Annotated in this window: 27 protein-coding genes; 22 read left to right on the plus strand and 5 right to left on the minus strand. The window is 64.5% G+C overall.

Annotated features, from left to right (window positions below; genetic code table 11):
• Window positions 1-128 precede the first annotated feature (128 nt).
• Together rimM and trmD are read left to right on the plus strand one after the other, a co-directional pair.
• Window positions 129-728 carry a ribosome maturation factor RimM gene (gene rimM, locus FJ867_RS01820; protein ID WP_140492758.1) on the plus strand — a complete coding sequence of 200 codons (600 nt, stop codon included), beginning with the start codon at window positions 129-131 and terminating at the stop codon, window positions 726-728.
• Window positions 725-1,426 carry a tRNA (guanosine(37)-N1)-methyltransferase TrmD gene (gene trmD / locus FJ867_RS01825; protein WP_140816367.1) on the plus strand — a complete coding sequence of 234 codons (702 nt, stop codon included), beginning with the start codon at window positions 725-727 and terminating at the stop codon, window positions 1,424-1,426. The genes rimM and trmD overlap by 4 nt, the downstream gene beginning before the upstream one ends.
• Here trmD and FJ867_RS01830 read toward each other — a convergent pair.
• On the minus strand, window positions 1,408-2,160 hold the full coding sequence (locus FJ867_RS01830; RefSeq protein ID WP_140559271.1) for a sulfite exporter TauE/SafE family protein: 753 nt from the start codon (window positions 2,158-2,160) through the stop codon (window positions 1,408-1,410). The two genes, trmD and FJ867_RS01830, sit on opposite strands and share 19 nt — an antisense overlap.
• 305 nt (window positions 2,161-2,465) lie before the next feature.
• Here FJ867_RS01830 and rplS point away from each other — a divergent pair, with 305 nt between their 5' ends.
• From rplS to leuC, 7 genes are all read left to right on the plus strand, one after another.
• Window positions 2,466-3,005, plus strand: a complete 540-nt coding sequence (rplS, locus tag FJ867_RS01835; RefSeq protein WP_140518090.1) for a 50S ribosomal protein L19 — start codon at window positions 2,466-2,468, stop codon at window positions 3,003-3,005.
• Between the two features lie 155 nt (window positions 3,006-3,160).
• On the plus strand, window positions 3,161-3,580 hold the full coding sequence (locus tag FJ867_RS01840) for an organic hydroperoxide resistance protein (protein WP_140816368.1): 420 nt from the start codon (window positions 3,161-3,163) through the stop codon (window positions 3,578-3,580).
• Window positions 3,577-4,086, plus strand: a complete 510-nt coding sequence (locus FJ867_RS01845) for a MarR family transcriptional regulator (RefSeq protein ID WP_140492743.1) — start codon at window positions 3,577-3,579, stop codon at window positions 4,084-4,086. Before FJ867_RS01840 ends, FJ867_RS01845 begins: the two co-directional genes overlap by 4 nt.
• A 178-nt stretch (window positions 4,087-4,264) precedes the next feature.
• A complete protein-coding gene (locus FJ867_RS01850) occupies window positions 4,265-5,062 on the plus strand; it encodes a transporter substrate-binding domain-containing protein (RefSeq protein ID WP_140524675.1) in 798 nt (265 codons plus the stop codon).
• Window positions 5,063-5,322: 260 nt separating this feature from the next.
• Window positions 5,323-6,135, plus strand: coding sequence for an amino acid ABC transporter permease (locus tag FJ867_RS01860; RefSeq protein ID WP_140816370.1), 813 nt, complete (start codon window positions 5,323-5,325; stop codon window positions 6,133-6,135).
• Between the two features lie 56 nt (window positions 6,136-6,191).
• Complete coding sequence (locus FJ867_RS01865) at window positions 6,192-6,827, plus strand: class I SAM-dependent methyltransferase (RefSeq protein ID WP_140816372.1); 636 nt, start codon at window positions 6,192-6,194, stop codon at window positions 6,825-6,827.
• Between the two features lie 314 nt (window positions 6,828-7,141).
• A complete protein-coding gene (gene leuC / locus FJ867_RS01875) occupies window positions 7,142-8,551 on the plus strand; it encodes a 3-isopropylmalate dehydratase large subunit (RefSeq protein ID WP_140524672.1) in 1,410 nt (469 codons plus the stop codon).
• Window positions 8,552-8,638: 87 nt separating this feature from the next.
• On the opposite strand, the gene FJ867_RS01880 is transcribed toward leuC, so the two are convergent.
• Window positions 8,639-8,953: a hypothetical protein gene (locus FJ867_RS01880; protein WP_140492726.1), complete on the minus strand. Its 315-nt coding sequence runs from the start codon at window positions 8,951-8,953 to the stop codon at window positions 8,639-8,641.
• A gap of 160 nt (window positions 8,954-9,113) precedes the next feature.
• Between FJ867_RS01880 and FJ867_RS01885 the strand changes: the two genes are divergently transcribed.
• Both FJ867_RS01885 and FJ867_RS01890 read left to right on the plus strand, forming a co-directional pair.
• Window positions 9,114-10,310, plus strand: coding sequence for a GGDEF domain-containing protein (locus tag FJ867_RS01885; protein ID WP_140563954.1), 1,197 nt, complete (start codon window positions 9,114-9,116; stop codon window positions 10,308-10,310).
• Window positions 10,311-10,500: 190 nt separating this feature from the next.
• Complete coding sequence (locus tag FJ867_RS01890) at window positions 10,501-11,703, plus strand: GGDEF domain-containing protein (protein ID WP_140816374.1); 1,203 nt, start codon at window positions 10,501-10,503, stop codon at window positions 11,701-11,703.
• Here the strand turns inward: FJ867_RS01890 and FJ867_RS01895 are convergent.
• Window positions 11,687-12,049 (minus strand): hypothetical protein, encoded by a 363-nt coding sequence (locus FJ867_RS01895; RefSeq protein ID WP_140816376.1) that lies wholly within the window; start codon window positions 12,047-12,049, stop codon window positions 11,687-11,689. The two genes, FJ867_RS01890 and FJ867_RS01895, sit on opposite strands and share 17 nt — an antisense overlap.
• A gap of 444 nt (window positions 12,050-12,493) precedes the next feature.
• Here FJ867_RS01895 and sdhC point away from each other — a divergent pair, with 444 nt between their 5' ends.
• The 5 genes from sdhC to FJ867_RS01920 all read left to right on the plus strand — a co-directional run bounded on the left by sdhC (window position 12,494) and on the right by FJ867_RS01920 (window position 16,702).
• Window positions 12,494-12,913, plus strand: a complete 420-nt coding sequence (gene sdhC, locus FJ867_RS01900; RefSeq protein WP_140816378.1) for a succinate dehydrogenase, cytochrome b556 subunit — start codon at window positions 12,494-12,496, stop codon at window positions 12,911-12,913.
• Between the two features lie 2 nt (window positions 12,914-12,915).
• Window positions 12,916-13,311, plus strand: coding sequence for a succinate dehydrogenase, hydrophobic membrane anchor protein (gene sdhD, locus FJ867_RS01905; RefSeq protein ID WP_140816380.1), 396 nt, complete (start codon window positions 12,916-12,918; stop codon window positions 13,309-13,311).
• A 4-nt stretch (window positions 13,312-13,315) separates the two neighbouring features.
• Window positions 13,316-15,151, plus strand: a complete 1,836-nt coding sequence (gene sdhA / locus FJ867_RS01910) for a succinate dehydrogenase flavoprotein subunit (protein ID WP_140518102.1) — start codon at window positions 13,316-13,318, stop codon at window positions 15,149-15,151.
• Between the two features lie 39 nt (window positions 15,152-15,190).
• Complete coding sequence (locus FJ867_RS01915; protein WP_140518103.1) at window positions 15,191-15,970, plus strand: succinate dehydrogenase iron-sulfur subunit; 780 nt, start codon at window positions 15,191-15,193, stop codon at window positions 15,968-15,970.
• A gap of 105 nt (window positions 15,971-16,075) precedes the next feature.
• On the plus strand, window positions 16,076-16,702 hold the full coding sequence (locus tag FJ867_RS01920) for a DUF480 domain-containing protein (protein WP_140559263.1): 627 nt from the start codon (window positions 16,076-16,078) through the stop codon (window positions 16,700-16,702).
• Window positions 16,703-16,750: 48 nt separating this feature from the next.
• On the opposite strand, the gene FJ867_RS01925 is transcribed toward FJ867_RS01920, so the two are convergent.
• On the minus strand, window positions 16,751-17,176 hold the full coding sequence (locus tag FJ867_RS01925; RefSeq protein ID WP_140518105.1) for an OsmC family protein: 426 nt from the start codon (window positions 17,174-17,176) through the stop codon (window positions 16,751-16,753).
• A gap of 213 nt (window positions 17,177-17,389) precedes the next feature.
• Here FJ867_RS01925 and FJ867_RS01930 point away from each other — a divergent pair, with 213 nt between their 5' ends.
• Together FJ867_RS01930 and FJ867_RS01935 are read left to right on the plus strand one after the other, a co-directional pair.
• A complete protein-coding gene (locus FJ867_RS01930) occupies window positions 17,390-17,617 on the plus strand; it encodes a hypothetical protein (RefSeq protein ID WP_140492694.1) in 228 nt (75 codons plus the stop codon).
• On the plus strand, window positions 17,614-17,970 hold the full coding sequence (locus FJ867_RS01935) for a YciI family protein (RefSeq protein ID WP_140550698.1): 357 nt from the start codon (window positions 17,614-17,616) through the stop codon (window positions 17,968-17,970). The genes FJ867_RS01930 and FJ867_RS01935 overlap by 4 nt, the downstream gene beginning before the upstream one ends.
• Before the next feature lie 13 nt (window positions 17,971-17,983).
• Here the strand turns inward: FJ867_RS01935 and FJ867_RS01940 are convergent, their stop codons facing one another.
• Window positions 17,984-19,243, minus strand: a complete 1,260-nt coding sequence (locus FJ867_RS01940) for a ubiquinone biosynthesis hydroxylase (protein ID WP_140816382.1) — start codon at window positions 19,241-19,243, stop codon at window positions 17,984-17,986.
• 98 nt (window positions 19,244-19,341) lie between these two features.
• On the opposite strand from FJ867_RS01940, the gene tesB reads away from it, so the two are divergent.
• From tesB to FJ867_RS01960, 4 genes are all read left to right on the plus strand, one after another.
• Window positions 19,342-20,202, plus strand: coding sequence for an acyl-CoA thioesterase II (gene tesB / locus FJ867_RS01945; protein ID WP_140513947.1), 861 nt, complete (start codon window positions 19,342-19,344; stop codon window positions 20,200-20,202).
• 249 nt (window positions 20,203-20,451) lie between these two features.
• Complete coding sequence (locus tag FJ867_RS01950; protein ID WP_013528889.1) at window positions 20,452-20,790, plus strand: P-II family nitrogen regulator; 339 nt, start codon at window positions 20,452-20,454, stop codon at window positions 20,788-20,790.
• Window positions 20,791-20,822: 32 nt separating this feature from the next.
• Complete coding sequence (locus FJ867_RS01955) at window positions 20,823-22,175, plus strand: ammonium transporter (protein WP_140816384.1); 1,353 nt, start codon at window positions 20,823-20,825, stop codon at window positions 22,173-22,175.
• A 309-nt stretch (window positions 22,176-22,484) separates the two neighbouring features.
• Window positions 22,485-22,760 (plus strand): hypothetical protein, encoded by a 276-nt coding sequence (locus FJ867_RS01960; RefSeq protein ID WP_140513949.1) that lies wholly within the window; start codon window positions 22,485-22,487, stop codon window positions 22,758-22,760.
• Window positions 22,761-22,865: the final 105 nt, after the last annotated feature.

Genomic DNA, 22,865 nt, shown 5'->3' on the forward strand with positions numbered 1-22,865 from the left:
TGCAGGAACGAAACCCGTGAGCCTTTCTGAACTGCCGTGGGTTTGATCACCGTAACGAATGGGTCCTCGGGTCTGCGCAGTCGCTTCGCGCCTGCTCCGCCCGTGGATGACGAAGGTAAAAGCGCGCCATGAGCAAGCCCCAGAACCCCGTCCAGATGGCCGTGATCGGCGCCGCTCACGGCATCAAGGGCGAATTGCGCGTCAAAACCTTTACCGGCGATCCGCTGGCGCTCGCCGATTACGGGCCGCTTTACGCAAGGGACGGCCGCGCCTTCCAGATCATCGACATAAGGCCCGCCAACACCGTGGTCGTGGTGCGCTTCAAGGGTGTCAGTGACCGCAACGCGGCCGAGGCGCTGGCGGGCACGGAGCTGTTCGTCGATCGCTCCATGCTGCCCGATGACGGCGAGGAGGACGAATTCTATCATGCCGACCTGATCGGTCTGGAGGTTCGGGACGATACGGGAGCCGTCCTTGGCAAGGTCGTCGCCGTGCACAATTTCGGCGGCGGCGACATCCTCGATGTGACGCTGGCCGGACGCAAGGGCGTGTTGATCCCGTTCACGCAGGCCGCTGTGCCCGAAGTGTCCATCGCCGAGGGTTTTGTGCGCGTCAACCAGGCGGCGGCCGGACTGGTCGAGGACGAGGACGGCGAAGCGCCGCGCGAGGAAGGCTTCGACCCGAAGGGCAGGCCGCGCGGCCCGAGGGACGCCGGGGGCAACCGGTGAGCTTCTCCGCCTCCGTGCTTACGCTCTACCCGGAAATGTTTCCGGGTCTGCTTGGCCTGTCGCTGGCCGGGCGGGCGCTGGAGGCCGGTACATGGTCGCTGCAAGCAATCCAGATCCGCGACTTCGCAACCGACCGCCACCGCACTGTCGACGACACGCCGGCCGGCGGCGGCGCCGGCATGGTGATGCGCGCCGATGTCTTGGCCAGGGCGATCGACCATGCCTCGCCCGAAGGCGATTTGCGGCCACGGCTGCTGATGAGCCCGCGTGGAAAGCCGCTGACGCAGGCGCGCGTGCGCGAACTGGCCGCCGGGCCGGGCGCCGTCATCCTGTGCGGCCGCTTCGAAGGCATCGACCAGCGGGTGATCGACGCGCGGAAATTGGAGGAAGTCTCCATCGGCGATTTCATCCTCTCCGGCGGCGAGCCGGCGGCGCTTGTGCTGCTCGACGCGGTCGTGCGGCTGCTGCCCGGCGTCATGGGCAATGCCGTGTCGGGTGAAGAAGAGAGCTTTGAAAACGGCCTGCTCGAACACCCGCACTACACGCGGCCGCAGGATTTCGAGGGCCGGCCTATTCCCGAGGTGCTGACGTCGGGTAACCACGGCAAGATCGCAGCGTGGCGGCGGGCAGAGTCAGAGAAGCTGACGCGAGAACGACGGCCGGACTTGCTCGGCTCTCCTCAGCCCTTGGCGAAATAGTAGAAAGCCAGGAACAGCCCGACCGCGACGACGAAGCCGCGCACGGCATTCTGCGGCACGCGCTTGGCGATCCACACGCCGGCATAGCCGCCCAACGCGCCGCCGGGGATCATGATGATCGCTTGCGGCCAGGCGACGACGCCACCCGAGACGAAGACGACGATGGCGACCGCTGCGATGACCATGGCCAGCATGTTTTTCAGCGCGTTCAGGCGGTGGTAGTCGCCGGCCTGGGTCAGGCCGAGCGTCGCCAGCATCATCACGCCCATGCCGGCCCCGAAAAAGCCGCCATAGATGGCCGTGACGAACTGCGCCAGCGAGCCGGCCAACGAGCCCACAGAAGCCTCATGCCCCGGCTTGGGCGCGGGCTTCAGCCACGGCCCGGCGGCGAACAGCGCCGTCGCGGCCAGCAGCAGCCACGGCACCAGGACGCGAAATGACGGATTGTCCAGCGCCAGCAGGATGAGTGCGCCGGCCAGTGCGCCGAGCGCCGATATCAGGCAGAGCAGCAGGGCGCCACGCCAGAAATGACGGATGTCGTCCCGGTAGGCCAGCGTCGAGGTGATATAGCCGGGAAATTGCGTCACCGAGGAGGTGGCGTTGGCGACGATCGGCGGCAGGCCGACCAAGGTCATGGCGCCGAACGTGATGAAGGTGCCGCCGCCCGCGACCGCATTGGCGGCGCCGGAAAGAAAACCCGCCATGAATAGCAGGACCGCGTCGAAAAAGGACATGAGGATGCCGCCGGAGAACTATGGTTGCCCCGCCTTAGGCAGCTTGAAGGGCCCTTGCAACCCGGTAGTGGACAGATACGATGGTGCACGCGAGCAAAAAAGACGCGGCCAAGACGTGACAAAGCGTCGAAATAGCTGTATGTGCCCGCCGAACCGGGAGAAATCTGCCGGACCCGTCAACAATGGCGGTGTAGTCGCCCCTGCCCGATGTTTTCGAACAAAGGGCATAGCCGAGCGGTCATTGGAACTGCAAGGCGAGCGCCGGGCGCTCTGACTGTCGGAAGAACAAGAAGTGGATTATTGAGATGGATCTCATCCGTCAGATCGAGGCCGAACAGGCCGCCAAGATCGAAGCAAAGCGCAAGCTTCCCGAATTCCAGCCCGGCGACACCGTGCGCGTCCAGGTCCGCGTGACCGAAGGCACCCGCACCCGCGTCCAGGCATATGAAGGCGTCGTCATCGCCCGTGCCGGTTCGGGCTTCCAGGAAAATTTCACCGTCCGCAAGATCTCCTACGGCGAAGGCGTCGAGCGCGTGTTCCCGGTGTTTTCGCCAATGGTCGAAGGCGTCGAGATCGTGCGTCGCGGCAAGGTGCGTCGTGCCAAGCTCTATTACCTGCGCGACCGTCGCGGCAAGTCGGCCCGTATTTCGGAGAACACCGGCGTGCGCGCCCGCAAGCTCAACGATGAGGAGCGCGATGCGCTGAACGCCGAGAAGGCGCGCATCGAGGCCGAGAAGGTTGCCGCCGCGCAGGCGCTGGCCGCCGAGACGGCCGCCAAGGAAGCTGCCGAGAAGAAGGCCGCCGACGAAGCCGCCAAGGCTGCGGAGGCCGCTGCCGCCGAATAAGGCTTTCGACAGAGACTTCTGAAAAAGGCGGCTTTGGCCGCCTTTTTTTCGTTTCGGAGCCCGCCCTTTTGCCACATGCGGGCTTCCAAAGCGGGATTGACTCCTATAATACGGTATACTAATTAATCGTATACAATTAATTTTGGAGACTTGATATGACCGCACTCTATTCGACCCAGGCTCGTGCCGTCGGCGGCCGCGCCGGCCACGTCCAGACCGATGACGGCCTGCTCAGCGTCGACCTCGCAATGCCGAAGGAGCTTGGCGGCAAGGGTGGCGCCACCAATCCCGAACAGCTTTTCGCCGCCGGCTATGCCGCTTGCTTCGAAAGCGCCATGCGGTTTCTCGCCGGCAAGCAGAAACTGCCGCTGCGCGATGCCTCGGTGACGGCCACTGTCAGCCTCCATCCCAACGGTCAGGGCGGTTTCCTGCTCGGCGTTTCCCTCGCGGCCGAGACGAAAGGTCTTGATCAGGCGGCCGCCGAAGCGCTTGTATCGGCAGCGCACCAGATCTGCCCCTACTCCAACGCAACCAGGGGCAATATCGAGGTGGCGATTTCGGCAAAGGCGACATGACGGCGAAAACCAAAGACACGGCCAACCAGGTCCCGGCGGGTGACGCCGGGACAAGCGCGGTCCCAAGGCTCAGCGACCAGCTCTGCTTCGCGCTCTATTCGGCGAGCGGATTGATGACGAAGCTCTACCGGCCGTTGCTCGATCCGCTTGGCCTGACCTATCCGCAATATCTGGCCATGCTGGCGCTGTGGGAGCGCGCGCCGAGCACGGTGGGCGAGCTCGGCGAGGCGCTGGGCCTCGATTCGGCGACGCTGACGCCGCTGCTCAAGCGGCTCGAGGCCGGCGGCCTGGTTACGCGCCGGCGCGATCCTGCCGACGAGCGCCGCGTGCTGGTCGAGCCGACAGCCAAGGGCCAAGCCTTGCGCGAGCGCGCCAGGGACATCCCCGCCGCCATGCTCTGCAGCCTGCCGCTCGACCCAGCCGAGTTGAAGTCGCTGCATGGCACGCTGACCCGCTTCGTCGCCGGGCTGCGCGAGGCCGATGCCGGAGCGCCGCAGCGCGGCTGATCGGCCACGGCAAGGATCGTTCCCCAAAATCCCGGCCGAAAGTATCTATTTGCGTTTTTCGCCGGCCGTGGCGCAGCGGAGCGTCTTGCATGGCGCTTGCGGAGAGCTAAAGTCGGCGCCGGATTTCCTTTGCAAGCCCGGCCCGTGTCCGGGCGCTTTCACTTCCGGGGAGTGTGTCATGACAAAATCGAAACTGCTGCTGGCCGGCCTGCTTGCCGTCATGCTTGCGCCCGTTGCCGCCTTCGCCCAGGCGCTGCCCGATCTCGGCGGCAAGAAAGTGGTGGTGGTGACGGAAAACGCCTATCCGCCGCTACAGTTCATCGATGCCAAGACCGGAAAACAGATCGGCTGGGAATATGACGCGATGAACGAGATCGCCAAGCGGCTGAATTTCACCGTCGAGTACCAGAACACGTCCTGGGACGCGATGATCCAGGCGGTTTCCGACAACCAGTACAACATCGGCATGACCGGCATCACCATCAAGGACGACCGCAAGCAGAAGGTGGATTTCTCTGACCCCTATATGCGCTCGGAACAGTTCATGTTGGTGCGCGGCGACGAGAGCCGCTTCACCGACGCCAAGACCTTCGGCGCCTTCAAGGACGGGCTGATCGGCGCGCAGGCCGGCACGACGCCCTTCTACACCGCTGTCTACAGCGTGCTGGACGGCAATGAGCAGAACCCGCGCATAAAGCTGTTCGAGACGTTCGGTGCCACCGTGCAGGCGCTGAAGACTGGCGACGTCGATGTGGTGCTGACGGACGGCACTGCGGGCAAGGGCTATGTCGACGCTTCCGAGGGCAAGCTGAAGCTGATCGGCGGCCCGCTCGGCACCGAGGATTTCGGCTTCATCTTTCCCAAGGGCTCCGACCTGGTGAAGCCTGTCAACGCCGCGATCGCCGCGCTCAAGACCGACGGCACGTTCGATGCGCTGAACAAGAAATGGTTTCTTGATTACAAGATGGGGCAGTAGTTCGTCTTGATGCGGGCGGTGCGCGTGCGGGAACTCGCGCTGAGTTTGCGCTTGAACGCCCCCCTCTGCCCTGCCGGGCATCTCCCCCTCAAGGGGGGAGATTGGCAGCTTGGCCTTCGTCCCACATGCAGCATCGATGAAGATTGGCGAAGGCAGATGAGACATCTGATCTCCCCCCTTGAGGGGGAGATGTCCGGCAGGACAGAGGGGGGCGCCTTGGCGCCTGTCTTGCGCACTATGCACCTCGCCGGCCACGCCTGATGGCACCCCCACAGCCCTCCGTCAAACCTGAATTCCCCTGGTGGCTGGCCGCCGCCCTTGTCCTTGCCTTGGCCGCCGCGCTCGCCATCGCCGCCAGCGATCTTTATGCCCAGGTCTTCGCCACTGTTGCCAAGGGCATCGGCGTCACCGTCTTCGTCACCATTGTCGCCTTCGCGCTGGCCTCGATGATCGGCCTCGGCATCGCGCTGATGGGATTGTCGGGTTCGCAGTGGCTGCGGCAGATCGCGCGTTTCTATGTCGAGATCATCCGTGGCGTACCGATCCTGGTGCTTTTGTTCTGGATCGCGTTTGCCGGCGCACCGGCTTTCGTCGCAGCCTGGAACGCGCTGACCGCGCCGCTGCAGAGCACCGGCTATCTCGGCGAGTTGCAGGTGCGCGACGTCTCGCTCTTGTGGCGCGCCGTCATGGCGCTGACCATCGGCTATTCCGCCTTCATCTCCGAAGTGTTCCGGGCCGGCATCCAGGCGGTCGAGAAGGGCCAGATAGAAGCGGCCAAGGCGCTCGGGCTCACGCGGGCGCAACGTTTCCGGCTCATCGTCTTTCCGCAGGCGATCCGTACCATCCTGCCGCCGCTCGGCAATGACTTCGTCGCCCTGGTCAAGGATTCCTCGCTGGTCTCGGTGCTCGGTGTCGCCGACATCACGCAGATGGGCAAGGTCTATGCCGCCGGTTCCTTCCGCTTCTTCGAGACCTATTCGATAACAGCCTACATCTATCTCATCCTGACCGTCGGCTTGTCTTTGGCGCTCCGGGCGCTGGAACGGCGGTTGCGCCGCCAGCATCAGGAATAGTGTTTCGGCAAGGACGGCGTTACGCTCCGGTTGCGCACTGGAGGAGGAGCATGCCCATGAACGTCGACAAGGCCAATGCTGCGCTGGATTCGGTCTATACGGCCGATACGCCCGAAACCCTGGCGCAGGCCTATGCCGCATGGGCCGCGACTTATGACAGCGAGACCGCCTCGCTCGGCTATCTCCTGCCGTTCCTCATCACCGCCTGGGTGGCGCGCCACGTGCCTGCGGGCGAAGGGCCGCTGCTCGACGCGGGCTGCGGCACCGGCCTGTCGGGGCCGTCGCTGAAGGCGCTGGGCTACGGCGATATCGCCGGGCTCGACCTGTCGGACGACATGCTGAAGATCGCCGGCAGCCGCAACGCCTATGGCGAGCTGAAGCAGGCAATGCTGGGCGGCCCGCTGCCCTGGCCCGACGGCCATTTCCGCGCCTTCTTCTCGACCGGCGTGTTCACCATCAGCCATGCGCCGGCTTCCGGCCTGCACGAACTGGTGCGCATCACGAAGAAAGGCGGCCACGCCATCTTCACCGTGCGCGACCAGGTGTTCGAGAGCGGTGGTTTCCAGGCCGTCTTCGACGAGCTGGAACGGACGGGAAAATGGCGGCTGATGGAGCAAAGCCCGTGGTTCCGCTGCTATGCGACTGCCGAGCCGGATGCGCTGGTGAAGACGTTTGTCTTCGAGGTGCTTTGAACCGCGGGTCCGCCAACCTTGGTGCGCATCCCCCGGAGGCGTGGACGCGAGGACGAGGAACCCAGGTCCCGCGCAGCCACCGCCAATTGCCGAAAGGCCAAAACATTGCTATCTACCCCGCCATGGAAGAGCTTTTTGGCGATCCGGCCTACAAGGGGTTCGTGCTGCAGGACAGAAAACGCCTGCCGTCGCGCTTCTCCGCGCGCGTCTGTGGCGCGCCGACCAGCCGACTTACGCGGGCCGACTGATCAACTCGTTTCGCCTGACATCTTGGCGTCTGCCCTTCCCTTTCTCATATCGACGGATTTACGCACATGAGCGCACCGCGCACCCTCTATGACAAGATTTTCGACGACCACGTCGTCGACCGCCAGGACGACGGCACCTGTCTGCTCTATATCGACCGCCACCTCGTCCATGAGGTGACCAGCCCGCAGGCCTTCGAGGGCCTGCGCATGAGTGGTCGCAAAGTCCGTCATCCCGAAAAGACGCTGGCCGTGGTCGACCACAACGTCTCGACTTCGCCCGAGCGCAAGTTCGGCATCAAGAACGAGGAAAGCCGCATCCAGGTCGAGGCTCTGGCCAGGAACGCCAAGGATTTCGGCGTCGAATATTATTCCGAGAATGACATCCGCCAGGGCATCGTCCACATCATCGGGCCGGAACAGGGTTTCACCTTGCCCGGCATGACCATCGTCTGCGGCGACAGCCACACCTCCACCCACGGCGCCTTCGGCGCGCTGGCGCACGGCATCGGCACGTCGGAGGTCGAGCACGTGCTGGCGACGCAGACGCTGATCCAGCGCAAGGCCAAGAATATGCTGGTGCGCGTCGACGGCCAGTTGCCGGAAGGCGTCACCGCCAAGGACATTATCCTCGCCATCATCGGGGAGATCGGCACCGCCGGCGGCACCGGCTATGTCATCGAATATGCCGGCGAGGCGATCCGCTCGCTGTCGATGGAAGGCCGCATGACGATCTGCAACATGTCGATCGAGGGCGGCGCGCGCGCCGGCCTGATCGCACCTGACGAGACGACCTTCGCCTATGTCAAGGACAAGCCGCGCGCGCCCAAGGGCGCCGCCTGGGACGCCGCGCTCGCCTACTGGAAGACACTGCAATCCGACGAAGGCGCGCATTTCGACAAGGTGATCGTGCTCGATGCGGCCAAACTGCCGCCGATCGTCTCCTGGGGCTCTTCCCCGGAGGATGTTGTCTCGGTGCAAGGGATTGTGCCGAACCCGGAAGACATCACCGACGAAAACAAGCGCACCTCAAAGCAGCGCGCGCTCGACTATATGGGCCTGACGCCGGGAACGAAGATCACCGACATCGCCCTCGACCGTGTCTTCATCGGCTCCTGCACCAACGGCCGCATCGAGGATCTGCGCGCCGCCGCCAAGGTGGTCGAGGGCAGAAAAGTCAATCCGCGCGTCAACGCCATGATCGTGCCGGGCTCCGGCCTGGTCAAGGAACAGGCCGAGGCCGAAGGGCTGGACAAGATCTTCCTCGCCGCCGGCTTCGACTGGCGCGAGCCGGGCTGCTCGATGTGCCTTGCCATGAACGACGACCGGCTGAAGCCACATGAGCGCTGCGCCTCGACCTCGAACCGCAATTTCGAGGGCCGGCAGGGCTTCAAGGGGCGCACCCATCTGGTGTCGCCGGCCATGGCTGCGGCGGCGGCGATCGCCGGCCACTTCGTCGATATTCGCGACTGGAAGTAAATCGCGGCTGGTTCGATCGAAACGCAAGGGCCCGGACCGCGATGCGATCCGGGCCTTCTGCTTGAGCGTCCAGAGCATGTTGGAGCTTCACCGGTCGTCGCGGCGGATGATCTCGTGGAACTGCTCGCGGCGCCCCGGTTCTTCGGCGGCGACCACCAGGGCCAGTCCGCGTTCATCGAAGAGTTTGAACCATTCGTCCCACTCGACCAGCTCATAACCTCCGGCATTGATCGGACGCTCCGGCTGGTCTTCGTCCTCATAGGCGTGCTGGCCGAACACCAGCCGCAGCATCGCCTGCGTGCCGGCTTCGGGCGACACGTCGACAATGGCCGGAAAGCCGGCGCGCGACGCGGCCCACGAACGGATTGCCTCGTGATCGGTCAGGGTGATTGTATCGGCCATTATCGGTTCCTCTTCTGCGCTGGACAAACGCAGGTCCGGCGCGCCGGTTCCACGTCACGCTCCGCACCAGCGTGACGCATATTCGCTTTCGCTTAACCGCTTGTTTGGGCTTGCGCCCTAAGGTCTTCCCCGACGTCAAGCGAGGGGAAGTCACGGTCCTTTGGACACCGGCCTGCTGATAGCGTTGTTAAACCCGACGATCGCGCTGGCCCTCGGCGCGGCGTTCCTCGTGCTTTGGTTCTATCAGCGCCACCGTCCCTATCTGGCCGTGCTGGCGGTAAGCTATTCGCTTGCGGCGGCCGGGTTCCTGTTCCAGCATTTCACGCTGCCCGTTGGCCTGGCACCGTCGAAGCTGCTCTCCAATCTATGCTTCTGCGTTGCCGGATCCTGCCTGGCCGGCGCGATCGTGGCGCGGCATGGCCGGCGAGTGCCCTATGCCGGGCTTTGCGTCTTGGCGAGCGGCGGCATGGCCGCCTTTTGCTGGTTCCTGTTCGTCCAGCCGGACCTGACATGGCGGGTCCTCGTCATCAATTTCGCGCTCGGCGGCATCAGCCTGGTGGCAGCCGCCGAATTGCGCAAGGTGCGTGGCAATGGCCCGACGGAAAAGATCCTGTTCGTCCTGGCGTTGCTCGCGGGGCTGAATTTCTTCGTGCGCACGCTTGCCGTCATCGTCGCGCACGGGCCTTTCGCGACTTATGACGAGCTCTATACATCATCCTATTGGACGACGGCGTTGCTGTCGCATGCGCTGCTGTCGCTGCTGATCGCGCTTTGCCTGTTCTCCGCCGCCGCGCTCGACGTGATGAAGGCGTTGAAGGTCGAAACCTACACAGATCCGCTGTCTCGCCTCCTCAACCGGCGCGGCTTCGAGCAACGGGCGGCACTGCTCTTGCAACGCTGCGCGGCGGCGAAATTGCCGGTGGCCCTTGTGCTGGCCGATCTCGACCACTTCAAGGCGCTCAACGACCTGCATGGGCATGCCGCGGGCGACCGGGTGATCGCCGACTTCGCCGCCAAGCTTCGCGCCGCCGCCGGTACGCGCGGTGAGGCCGGACGTATCGGCGGCGAGGAATTCGCGGTGCTCCTGCCCTTGACCGATCTTGCCGCCGCGCGGCTGCTCGCAGAGGCCGTGCGCGTGGCCTACTCGGCCGGCGGCGTCGACGGACTTCCGCCCGGCACCAAGGTCACCGCCAGTTTCGGCGTGGCGGCGCGCAGCGGCGACGAAGCGCTGGAGCCGTTGATGCGCCGCGCCGACGAGGCCCTCTACAAGGCCAAGAAGAACGGCCGCGACAGCGTGCGCCTGTCCTATGAGCGGCCGGAAACGCTGTTCGTGCCGGAGCCGCTCAAAGCCGGCTGAAGGCGATCGGCCTGACGTCTTCACCATCCAGGACCGCGCCGCACCGCTTCGTTCCTTGCTTCGCCCTGAAAGGCGATGGCAAACATCCTTCGGCCAATCCCCGAGGCGTGCGCGAGCCTCCGATATGACCTGACGTTAACTTCTTTTTCGCCCGTCGATGGTTTGCTGCCGTCAGGGGCTTTGGGAAATCATGGGCGGCGCGGACTTCATCCTTGTCATCAATCTGTTCGTTGCCGGGCTGCTGGCGGCGGCCTTCATGGCGATTGCCGTCTATGACATCGGACGCGTCTCGGCACGCTGGCTGGCGTTCGGTTATGTGCTGGGCATGGCCTATTTCGTCGTGGAATTCAGCATCCCCGCCTTCGACAATGCGCGGCTGGTGGTCGTCGCAGCCTTTGCCGTTTTCCTTGGCGCCACCATCGCCTTCAACGGCGGGCTTGCGCATAGATACGGCGTGACGCCGCCCTGGTCGGCGATGCTCCTGATCCTGGCTGTTGCGTCTGTCGCGGTCTATTTCGCCCAGGATCTGCCGCGCCAGTCCCTAGTCAGCAAGATGGCCTACCAACTGCCCTACGCCGTCATGCAGCTTACCGGGTTCGGCATTGTCTGGTCGTCCAGGCAAAGGCGTGACCGGCTCGATCGGATGCTGATGGCGGTGCTGGCGGCCAGCGCCATGCAGTTCGCCAGCAAGCCATTCATCGCCGATGCGCTTGGCGGCCGCGGCGCCGCCCCGCAATCCTATCTGCAGACCAGCTATGCCCTGGTATCGCAATCGCTCGGCACCGTGTTCGGCGTGGCGCTGGCCTTGCTGGCGCTGGCCATACTGGTGCGCGACGTGCTCGCCGAGGCGACGTCGAAATCGGAAACGGACACGCTGTCGCGGCTCCTCAACCGCGGCGGCTTCGAGCATCACGCCGAGAGGGCGCTGGGGGACGCGGCGCGCCGGGGCGTCCCAGTCGCGCTGGTCATCGCCGATCTCGACCACTTCAAGTCCATCAACGACAATTACGGCCATGCCTCGGGCGACCGGGTCATCGAGGCCTTTGCCCGCTTCCTGCGCGAGGCCGCGGCCGACCACCATGTCGCCGGTCGTATAGGCGGCGAGGAGTTCGCCATCATCCTGCCAGGCACCAACCTTGCCGCCGCGCGGCTGTTCGCCGAAAGCGCGCGCAGCGCCTTCGGGACGCTGCCCATCGACGGGCTCCCCGCCGACAATCGCTGCACGGCAAGCTTCGGCGTCGCCGAGCTTCGTGCCGGCGAGCATTTTTCCGGTCTGATGCGGCGTGCCGATGAAGCGCTCTATCAGGCCAAGGATGCCGGGCGCGACTGCGTGCGCGTTTCCGCCGGGCCAGCCAGGCCAGAGGCCGTGGCGCTGTTCAGCGGCAGGGGCTGAGCTCGGGCATTTCGCCGTCGGAGAGGCCATACATATAACTGCGCCCCTTCACGAACACCGGCGGCCGATAGCAGTCGCCATAGCCCGACATCTCGTCAGCGCCGTTCTCGTAGATCACCTTGGGCTGGCCGGCGCTGGTATAGTCGGACAGCTGCTTGGCGAGATTGCCTTCGCCGACGAGGATGCGCTTGTAGCCGGCGGCACTGTCGATGACGAGATTGCCGAAGGAATCGGCGTAGACCCGATCCTGGTGGCGTCCGTCCGCCAGCGCCGGCGCGGCGAAGCCGACGGCCAATACCGCCACTGTGAACGCCGCAAGGCGCGATCTGCCCGAATTCGAACGCATGGCGTCCTCCATGTTGGAGACAAAGCCTCCTCGAATCGGAAATTAACCTTTTCTTAACCTTTGTTAAGAGGCTGGCGCGGTTCTCACCCATGTCTTGATAAACATGGTTAACGAGGCACATGACGCGATCGTGATCGACGGTCGCGAGGCGCTGGTGATGAAAGCGGGCTCGGCGCCGCTGACCCGCACCCGCTGAGCCGAAGCCCGCGCCCGCCACATATATGCTGCACCGCAGCGAGAACGGGCCGGCTTGGCATCGTCGACGCCTAATCGATTGAAGCCCGGACCTGCCTTTTAATAAGACTAAATTACGTTTTCGAAACGGTTTTCTGGCTTTGACGCGGTGCAAAAAGAGCATTAGAAACCGGCTGTCCGAAGTCGCAACCGGAAGCGGCAATGCCGCATTTCCACCTGAGGCTCCAGGAACGCCGAACTGGGGGAGCCATGAGCAAATCACCAGCCACCCGCGAATTCACCAGACGTGAACGGCCGCTTTCGCCGCACCTCAGCGTGTACCGGCCGCCGATCACCATGACGATGTCGATCATCCATCGCATCACCGGCGGCGCGCTCTATTTCGGCACGCTCCTGGTCGCGATATGGCTGATGGCGGCAGCGAGCTCGCAAGCCACTTTCGATTGGGTGAGCTGGGCCTTCGGAACCTGGCTCGGGCGGCTGATCCTGTTCGGCTACACCTGGGCGCTCATGCATCACATGCTGGGCGGCGTGCGCCACCTGATCTGGGATACCGGCGCCGGTCTCGAAAAGCATACCGCCTCCAAGATCGCCTGGGCGACCCTGGCCGGCTCGGTCCTGCTCACGCTGCTGATCTGGATCGCCGGCTATATGGCGCGAGGAGCCTGACCATGAGCACTGGAAAGACCGACATGCGCACGCCGCTGGCGAAAGTCCGCGGCCTGGGGTCCGCCCGCGAAGGCACCGGGCATTTCTGGCGCCAGCGCCTCACGGCAATCGCCAACATCCCGCTGATCCTGTTCTTCACCGGGTTCCTGGTCGCGCTCAACGGCTCCGGTTATGCGGAGGTGCGGGCAGCGCTCGCCAACCCGCTCGTGGCGCTGATGATGGCCCTTGTGCTCATCTCGCCGCTTTATCACATGCGGATCGGCATGCAGGTGATCATCGAGGATTACGTGCATGGCGAAGGCATGAAGCTGGCGCTGATCGCCCTCAACACTTTCTTCACCGTAGCGGTCGGCGTGGCTTCGCTCTTCGCCCTGCTCAAACTGGCATTCGGAGGCTGACGTTTTGGCCAAGGACGCGAAAGAAGCCAATACGGCAGGCTATACCTATGTCGACCACAAATTCGACGTCGTGGTCGTCGGTGCCGGGGGCGCGGGACTGCGCGCTACGCTGGGCATGGCCGAACAGGGCCTGCGCACCGCCTGCATCACCAAGGTTTTCCCGACCCGCTCGCACACGGTGGCGGCGCAGGGCGGTATTGCCGCTTCGCTTTCCAACATGGGCCCGGACTCCTGGCAGTGGCACATGTACGACACCGTCAAGGGTTCGGACTGGCTGGGCGATGTCGACGCCATGGAATATCTGGTGCGTGAAGCGCCGGCCGCCGTCTACGAACTCGAGCATTACGGCGTGCCGTTCTCGCGCACGGAAGAGGGCAAGATCTACCAGCGGCCGTTCGGCGGCCACATGATGAATTACGGCGATGGCCCGCCCGTGCAACGCACCTGTGCCGCCGCCGACCGCACCGGCCACGCCATCCTGCACACGCTCTACGGCCAGTCGCTGAAGAACAACGCGCAGTTCTTCATCGAGTATTTCGCGCTCGACCTGATCATGGAGCCGGACGGCACATGCACCGGCGTCGTCGCCTGGAACCTCGACGACGGCACCATCCACCGCTTCTCGGCCAAGATGGTTGTGCTGGCGACAGGCGGCTATGGCCGCGCCTATTTCTCGGCGACCTCGGCGCACACCTGCACCGGCGACGGCGGCGGCATGGCCGCGCGGGCGGGGTTCCCCTTACAGGACATGGAGTTCGTGCAGTTCCACCCGACCGGCATCTACGGCGCCGGCTGCCTGATCACCGAGGGCGCGCGCGGCGAGGGCGGCTATCTCGTCAACTCCGAGGGCGAGCGCTTCATGGAGCGCTACGCGCCGTCGGCCAAGGACCTCGCCTCGCGCGACGTCGTCTCGCGTTGCATGACGCTGGAAATCCGCGAGGGCCGCGGCGTCGGCAAGAACAAGGACCATATCTTCCTGCACCTCGACCATCTCGATCCGGCGGTGCTGCACGAGCGGCTGCCCGGCATCTCGGAATCGGCAAAGATCTTCGCCGGCGTCGACCTCACCAAGGAGCCGATTCCGGTGCTGCCGACGGTGCACTACAATATGGGCGGCGTGCCGACCAATTACTGGGGCGAGGTGCTCAACCCGACGATCCTTAATCCCGATCGGGTCTCGCCCGGCTTGATGGCGGTAGGCGAGGCCGGGTGCGCCTCGGTGCACGGCGCCAACCGGCTGGGATCGAACTCGCTGATCGACCTGGTCGTGTTCGGCCGCGCGGCGGCGATCCGTGCCGGCCAGGTCATCGACCGCAAATCGGCAATCCCGTCGCCCAACCAGGCCTCGGTCGACAAGATCATGGACCGCTTCGACCGGCTGCGCCACGCCAACGGCTCGACGCCGACGGCGGTTCTGCGCGAAAAGATGCAGCGCGCCATGCAGGAAGACGCGGCGGTGTTCCGCACGCAGGAATCGCTGGAGAACGGTTGCAAGCGCATTTCGCAGATCTGGGGCGAGCTCAAGGACATAAAGGTTTTCGACCGCTCGATGATCTGGAACTCCGACCTGGTGGAGACGCTGGAGCTGGAAAACCTGATGGCCAACGCCATCACCACGGTCTACGGCGCCGAGGCGCGCAAGGAGAGCCGTGGCGCGCACGCGCGGGAGGATTTCTCGGCCCGCGACGACGCCAACTGGCGCAAGCACACGCTCGCCCATCTGAGCGAGACCGGTGAGGTGACGCTCTCCTATCGTCCGGTGCACACCGAACCGCTGCTGGCCGAAAAGGACGGCGGCATCAGTCTCGCCAAGATCGCGCCCAAGGCCAGGGTGTATTGAAATGACGTCCAGCCGCGTCATCCGAAAGGACCTGAGGTAATGGTCGAACTCACGCTCCCCAAGAACTCGAAGATCCAGCAGGGCAAGACCTGGCCGAAGCCGGAAGGCGCGACCAATCTCAGGGAATATCGCATCTACCGCTGGTCGCCGGATGATGACGAGAACCCGCGCATGGACACCTATTTCGTCGACATGGACGATTGCGGGCCGATGGTGCTGGATGCGCTGCTCTGGATCAAGAACAAGATCGACCCGACGCTGACCTTGCGCCGCTCCTGCCGGGAAGGCATCTGCGGCTCCTGCGCCATGAATATCGACGGCTCCAACACGCTCGCCTGCACCAAGGGCTGCGACGACATATCGGGTGCCGTCAAGATCTACCCGCTGCCGCATATGCCCGTCATCAAGGACCTGGTGCCCGACCTCACCAATTTCTACGCCCAGCACGCCTCGATCGAACCGTGGCTGAAGACGGTCTCGCCGCAGCCCGCCAAGGAATGGCTGCAGAGCCATGAGGAGCGTGAGAAGCTCGACGGGCTCTACGAATGCATATTGTGCGCCTGCTGCTCGACCTCTTGCCCGAGCTATTGGTGGAACGGCGACCGCTATCTCGGCCCGGCAACCCTGCTGCAGGCCTATCGCTGGCTGATCGACAGCCGCGACGAGGCCACGGGCGAGCGGCTCGACAATCTCGAGGACCCGTTCCGGCTCTATCGCTGCCACACCATCATGAACTGCGCGCAGACCTGCCCCAAGGGATTGAATCCGGCCAAGGCGATCGCGGAAATCAAGAAGATGATGGTGGAGAGAAGGGTTTAGGCGCTCGCTCGCGGCAATCTTGAACGCAGCGATCCTTCGCGCCCCCTTTCTCCGGCAGGACAAAAGGGGCGCTGTCTTGCCAGCTTCAAAAAGGATTGCAATCCAATGACGGACCTCCCCATCCTGTCTCCTCCCGAAGCGCGTGTGCTCGGCTGCCTCATCGAGAAGAAGGAGCTGACGCCGGACGTCTATCCGTTGACCCTCAACGCAGCGCTTGCCGCCGCCAACCAGAAGACGGCGCGCGAGCCCGTCATGGCGCTGGAGCAGACAGAGGTGCACCGGGCGCTGAAGCTGCTCGAGCAGAAGGGGCTGGTGCGGCAGATGTTCGGCTCCCGCGTCGAGCGCTACGAGCACCAGATGGCGCAGCGCTTCTCGCTGACCACGCCGCAGACCGCCTTGGTCGGCCTGCTTTTGCTGCGCGGGCCGCAGACGGCGCATGAATTGTTGGCACGCAGCGAGCGCATGGCAAGGTTTTCATCGATCGAGGATTTGCGCGGTGAACTCGATATGCTGATCGGCCGTCGACCGCCGCTCGTTCAGGAAATCCCGCGCGGTCCAGGCCAACGCGAGGACCGCTATGTGCATCTCCTCGCCGGGCCGGTTGACGTTGCCGCCCTGTCGGCGCAGCGCACTGCATCGGCCGTGCCCGCTTCCGACCTTGAAGCGAGAGTGGAGGCGCTGGAGCAGGAAGTCGCAGCCCTTCGCGCCCGGCTCGACGCGCTGGGCGCCTGAGCGGTCGGGCGTGTCCGGCGCGACCATGCGCGCCGGGATGCCGTGGTCTCAGCCGAGCCTGGCGTCGAGCGATACGTTGATGGCGCCCAGCGCTTTGGAAACAGGGCATTCGGCCTTGGCCTTCTCGGCCAATTCCTTGAACTTCGCGGCGTCGATGCCGGGCACCATGCCGACAAGGGTGATCGCGCTGCCCGTGATGCCGGTGCCGGGAACCAGCGTCACCACGGCCTTGGCGTCGAGCTCGGCCGCCGGGGTGCCGTTCTCGGCCAGGAAATGCGACAGCTGCATGGCGTAGCAGCCGGCGTGCGCGGCCGCGATCAGCTCTTCCGGATTGGTGCCGGATTTGCCGCTCTCGTCCTCGAAGCGTGCCTTGAACGAATAGGGCGTGCCGTTCAGGGTCCCGCTCTGGCTGTCGAGCGTGCCTTTGCCGTCCTTCAGATTGCCCTTCCAGACGGCGGTTGCGGTGCGGTCCATGAATTCCTCCTTGGTTGTCGTGAACTTGTCCAGGTGAGCCCAGCGTCCGGCCAACTATAGCGCGGGCATGCGCGAAGACCACTGCGCTGTTTGGACCACGGCGTGATGACGGTTCATTCCTTTCGAAAAAAATCCGCGTGCAAAAATGTCGGCTTCCATTCGGCCCGACCGTCCTGCGGGCGACCACGGGATTGTGGCCGGATGGAGGTTCACATGGACAATCTGTTTTTCGCAATATGGAAGACCCCGGGCCGCAAGGCTCAACGACGGCAGGACTTCTGGCTGGAGCCGCCGCCGTCCGGTGTCCGCAGGCTGCTGGCGGCTGTCGCCATCGTCGCGGTCGCGGCATGCCTTCTCGACCATGCGGCAGCGGTCGAAGGCAAGGCTGACACGCTCGTCGCCGCATCCTATGATTCATCGCAGCAAGGGAGCGCGAAATGAAATATGTCTGCCTGGTCTATGGTGAGGAGAAAGACCTCCACGCGCTCACTCCGGAAGGATCGGCCAAGCTCGACGCCGATTCGCTGGCCTATGACCGGTCCTTGGACCAACAAGGCAAGCTCATCGTCGCGCAGGCGCTGCAATCGGTGAAGACCTCGAAGACCGTGCGCCGTCGCAAGGGCAAGCGGCTGGTCACCGACGGCCCGTTCGCCGAAACCAAGGAGCAGTTGCTCGGCTTCGTCATGATCGAGGCGAAGGACCTCCAGGAGGCGCTGGACATCGCTGGCGGCATTCCGCTGGCCGAACTCGGCACGATCGAGGTCCGGGCGATCTATGACGTGCCCGGGTCATAGATGGCGCGGCGGGTCAGATCGCCTCGCCCTTCAAAAGGCGCGGCGTGCCGGCCGAAAGCCCCGACGCCTGGCGGATGAAGAATTCCTTCAGCCGCGGCATGCGTTCGACCAGGCCGAGGCCGATGTCGCGCACCGCGCGCAGCGGGCCGATATCGTTGGAAAACAGCCGGTTCAGCACATCTGTCGTGACGCCCATCTGCACCGTGTCGAAACGGCGCCATTGCTGGTAACGCTCGAGCACGTCGAGCGCGCCGATATCCTGGCCCAGCCGGTCGGCTTCGACGATCACCTCGGCCAGGGCGGCGACATCCTTGAAGCCGAGATTGAGGCCCTGGCCGGCGATCGGGTGGATGCCGTGGGCGGCATCGCCGGCAAGCGCCACGCGCGGCGCGACGAAGGCGCGCGCGATGGTAAGACCCAGCGGCCAGGCGCGCGGCTTGTCGGCGACGCGGATCTCGCCAAGCTTGAGGCCGAAACGCTGTTCCAGTTCGTGCTCGAAGAGGAGATCGTCGCCGGCGACCAGCGTTTGAGCATCTTCCGACCGCTCGACCCAGACGATCGACGAGCGGTTGGAGCCGTCCGCGCCCGGCTTCAGCGGCAGCGTGGCGAAGGGTCCGGCGGGCAGGAAATGCTCTTCGGCGCGGCCATTGTGCGGCCGTTCATGTGCCACGGTGCAGACGATGCCGGACTGGCCGTATTCCCATTTCACCGTCTTGATGCCGGCCATGTCGCGCAGCTTCGAGTTGACGCCGTCGGCGGCGACCAGCAGCCGCGCCTTCAGCGTCGCGCCGTCGGCCAGATGCACGGTGATGCCCGCACCATTGGTTTCGAACCCTTGCACGGCAACGCCTTCGATGATGTCGACGCCGAGCTTTTCGGCGCTGCGGCGCAAGGCGCCGTTCAGCACCCGGTTGGCCACCATATGTGCGAAGGGCTCGCCCGGCGCCACCTCGCCGTCGAAGGTGAGGAAGACCGGGCGCACAGGATCGGCGGTACGCGAATCGGTGATGATCATCTCGGTGATCGCCTGCGCTTCCGGCGCGATCTCGGCCCAGACGCCGAGCCGCTCGAGCATGCGGCAGGCGGCCGCCGCAATGGCCGAGGCGCGCCCGTCCCTTTGCCAGGAGCCGGCGGACGCGGCATCGACCAGGGCCACGGCAAGCTCCGGTTGCGCCTGTTTCAGCGACACGGCGGCAGCCAGGCCGACATAGCCGGCGCCGGCGACCAGAACATCGAGCCCGGACCTGGTTTTCGCCTCTGCCTTGCCTTCCATGGTCTTCGCTCCTTGCAAGCCAGCCTGCCACCGCCCTTGACGGCCCGTCCTTCCTGTCGGAAACCCGCCGAGGAAATTTTGAGGCGAGGTCACGACACATGACGGCGGCCATGGACGAGCTTCTGCGCATTCTCGACCTCGAGAGGCTGGAACACAATCTGTATCGTGGTCGCAGCCCCCAGGTGGAGTGGCAGCGCGTGTTCGGCGGCCAGACCATCGCCCAGGCGCTGGTGGCGGCGCAGCGGACAGTCGAGCCCGACCGCTACGTGCATTCGCTGCACGGCTATTTTATGCGGCCGGGCGACATCAAGGTGCCGATCATCTACGAGGTCGACCGCATCCGCGACGGCGGCTCCTTCACCACCCGCCGGGTGCTGGCGATCCAGCACGGGAACGCGATCTTCTCGCTGGAGGCCTCGTTCCAGGTCGATGAGAAGGGGCTGGAGCACCAGTTCGCTTTGCCCGACGACGTGCCGCCGCCGGAAAGGCTGAAGACGCAGCGCCAACTGCTCGAAAAGGCCGACCGGGTGCCGGAAGCGGTGCGACGCTTCTGGGCGCGCGAGCGGCCGCTGGAGCTCAGGCCGGTCAATCTCCAGCACTATGAAAGCCGTGACAAGCTGCCGCCCCGGCAGAATGTCTGGATCCGCCTCGCCGGTCCCGTCCCAGACGACCGCGCGCTGCAATCGGTGTTGCTCGCCTACCTTTCCGACATGACGCTGCTCGACACCTCGACCTTCGCGCATGGGCGCGGGCTGTTCGATCCCGACATCCAGGCGGCCAGCCTCGACCATTCGATGTGGTTCCACCGCCCGCATTCGCTCGACGGCTGGCTGCTCTACGCGCAGGACAGCCCCTCGAGCTCGGGATCGCGCGGGTTCAGCCGCGGCACGCTCTATGCCCGCGACGGCACGCTGATCGCTTCGATGGCCCAGGAAGGCTTGATCCGGCTCAAGCGTTGAGCAGTCCTTTCGACCAAAGCCTGCCAAATAGGCGTTTTCTGAAAATTGCTTAATTATTGAGCAGAAGCTGTGCCGCGCTCATCGGTACGGTGCGATCGCCGGTGCGTCAATTCCTTTGTTTACAACCAGTTAACACGCTGCTTCGGCAATTGGCACGGAGCTTGAATCCTCGTCGGCACTCTCCGGCTCCTCGGGATCGGTGAAGGTGTGCAAACGCGGGGGACCGCAACAGCAAAAGGGTGAAACCTTATGAAAATCGTGATGGCAATCATCAAGCCTTTCAAGCTCGACGAGGTACGCGAAGCGCTTACCGCCGTCGGCATCCAGGGCCTGACCGTCACCGAAGTCAAAGGCTACGGGCGTCAGAAGGGGCACACGGAAATCTATCGCGGGGCGGAATACGCGGTCAGTTTCCTGCCGAAGATCAAGATCGAGGTCGCGGTCAGCGCCGACATGGTCGACAAGGCCGTGGAGGCCATCACCGCGGCCGCCAAGACCGGTCAGATCGGCGACGGCAAGATCTTCGTTTTCGGCATCGACCAGGCGGTGCGCATCCGCACCGGCGAAACAGACACCGACGCGCTCTGAAGCGGCGAACACGTATTCCAATGGAGAGTTCAATGAATATTCCTTCCACCTTGAAGAAGACGGGACGCGCCGCCCTTTTTGGCTCGCTCGCTCTCGCAGCGTTGGGCAGCGTCGCCGCCTTCGCGCAGGAAGCGGCTCCGGCCGCGGCTGCCGCCGCCCCGGCCGCTCCCACCCCGGTGCTCGACACCGGCAACACCGCCTGGATGCTGACTTCGACGGCGCTGGTGCTGATGATGACCATCCCCGGCCTGGCACTGTTCTACGGCGGCATGGTGCGCAAGAAGAACGTGCTTGCCACCGTCATGCAGAGCTTCGCCATCACCTGCCTGGTGACGGTGCTGTGGTTCATGTTCGGCTATTCGCTGGCCTTTTCCGACGGCGGCGGCATGAATGCCTATCTCGGGGGCTTCTCGAAGTTCTTCCATCACGGCATCACCACCTCGACGCTGTGGGCGCCGGGCGTGGCCAACATTCCTGAATTCGTCTTTTCGATGTTCCAGATGACCTTCGCCATCATCACCCCGGCCCTGATCGCCGGCGCCTTTGCCGAGCGCATGAAGTTCTCGGCCCTGCTGATCTTCATGGCGCTGTGGCTGCTGGTCGTCTATGCGCCGATCGCGCATTGGGTCTGGGGCGGCGGCTTCCTCGGCGCTGCCGGCGTGCTCGACTTCGCCGGCGGCACGGTCGTCCATATCAATGCCGGTGTCGCGGGTCTCGTCTGCGCCCTGGTCCTGGGCAAGCGCGAAGGCTACGGCACCACCAACATGGCGCCGCATAACCTGGTCTATTCCGTGATCGGCGCTTCGCTGCTGTGGGTCGGCTGGTTCGGCTTCAACGCCGGTTCGGAACTCGCCGCCGACGGCCTTGCCGGTGCCGCGATGCTCAACACCCAGGTTGCCACCGCGGCAGCGGCGCTGGCCTGGATGTTCGCCGAATGGATCGTCGCCAAGAAGCCCTCGGTGCTCGGCATCATCTCCGGCGCGGTTGCCGGCCTTGTCGCGGTGACGCCGGCTTCCGGCTTCGTCAACCCGACGGGCGCCTTCATCGTCGGCATCGTCGCCGGCGTCGTCTGCTACATCTCGGCGGTCAAGGTAAAGCACATGTTCGGCTATGACGACTCGCTCGATGCCTTCGGTGTCCATGGCGTCGGCGGCGTGGTCGGCGCATTGCTGACCGGCGTGCTCGCCGACCCGGCAATCAACAGCCTGTCCTCGGGCGCGTCGATCGGCAAGCAGCTCTACGGCATCGTCTTCACCATCCTGTGGACGGCAATCGCCACCTTCGTCATCCTCTACATCGTCAAGGCGCTCGTCGGCCTGCGTCCGTCGACCCAGGAAGAGGTCGAGGGTCTCGACATCAGCCAGCACGGCGAAGTGGTGCCGTAAGGCCTCTTTGCCATGGGACCGGCGGACCTCCTCCCGCCGGTCACATCTCTTTCTGTAATCGCGTACGGAAAACCGCTGCACGTCTTCCGGAACTGTTTTGAAATCCCGTCGTGACGCTCCGCAAGGTGCTTACGCCTTGAGGCCCGGATCGCTCCGGGCCTCTTTTTTTGGAGCCCGTTTGGTTGGACGAGCGCAATCACGTTCGCGTGATTGAGATTTTCGAGGAAACATCGGCCGTCTTGGCATCGAACTCCCGGGCACGACCACTGTTCGGCGGTCGTTGCAAACAATAGGGAAGGAAACTATCCAATGAACGTCAAGAATATCTGTCTCGGCGCGCTCGCTCTTTCCATGGTCAGCGGCATGGCATTTGCCGGGGCTCTCGACGAACCCGACAATATGGCCCCGTTCTTCACCGATTCCAGCATGAAAACCATGAAGCCGATGGCGGAATTCAAGACCGCTTTCATGGCCATGCCAATGGAAAAGCAGGATGCGATGAAGAAGGAATGCCAGGACGCGGCGATGAGCAAGCCGCACGCCGAGTTCTGCGCCAACGTCCAGGCGCTCGGCGGAGCCAACTGAGACCGCGGCGGATCAGGCCCACCGAGCCTGGTCACCCTGCCGTTGCCGATGCAGAAATGGCGGGCCGTGAGGCTCGCCATTGTTATTTGCGGCAGGCGGCTGGGG

Origin of the sequence: Mesorhizobium sp. B2-5-3 (genome assembly GCF_006441005.1) — a bacterium.
GTDB lineage: Bacteria > Pseudomonadota > Alphaproteobacteria > Rhizobiales > Rhizobiaceae > Mesorhizobium.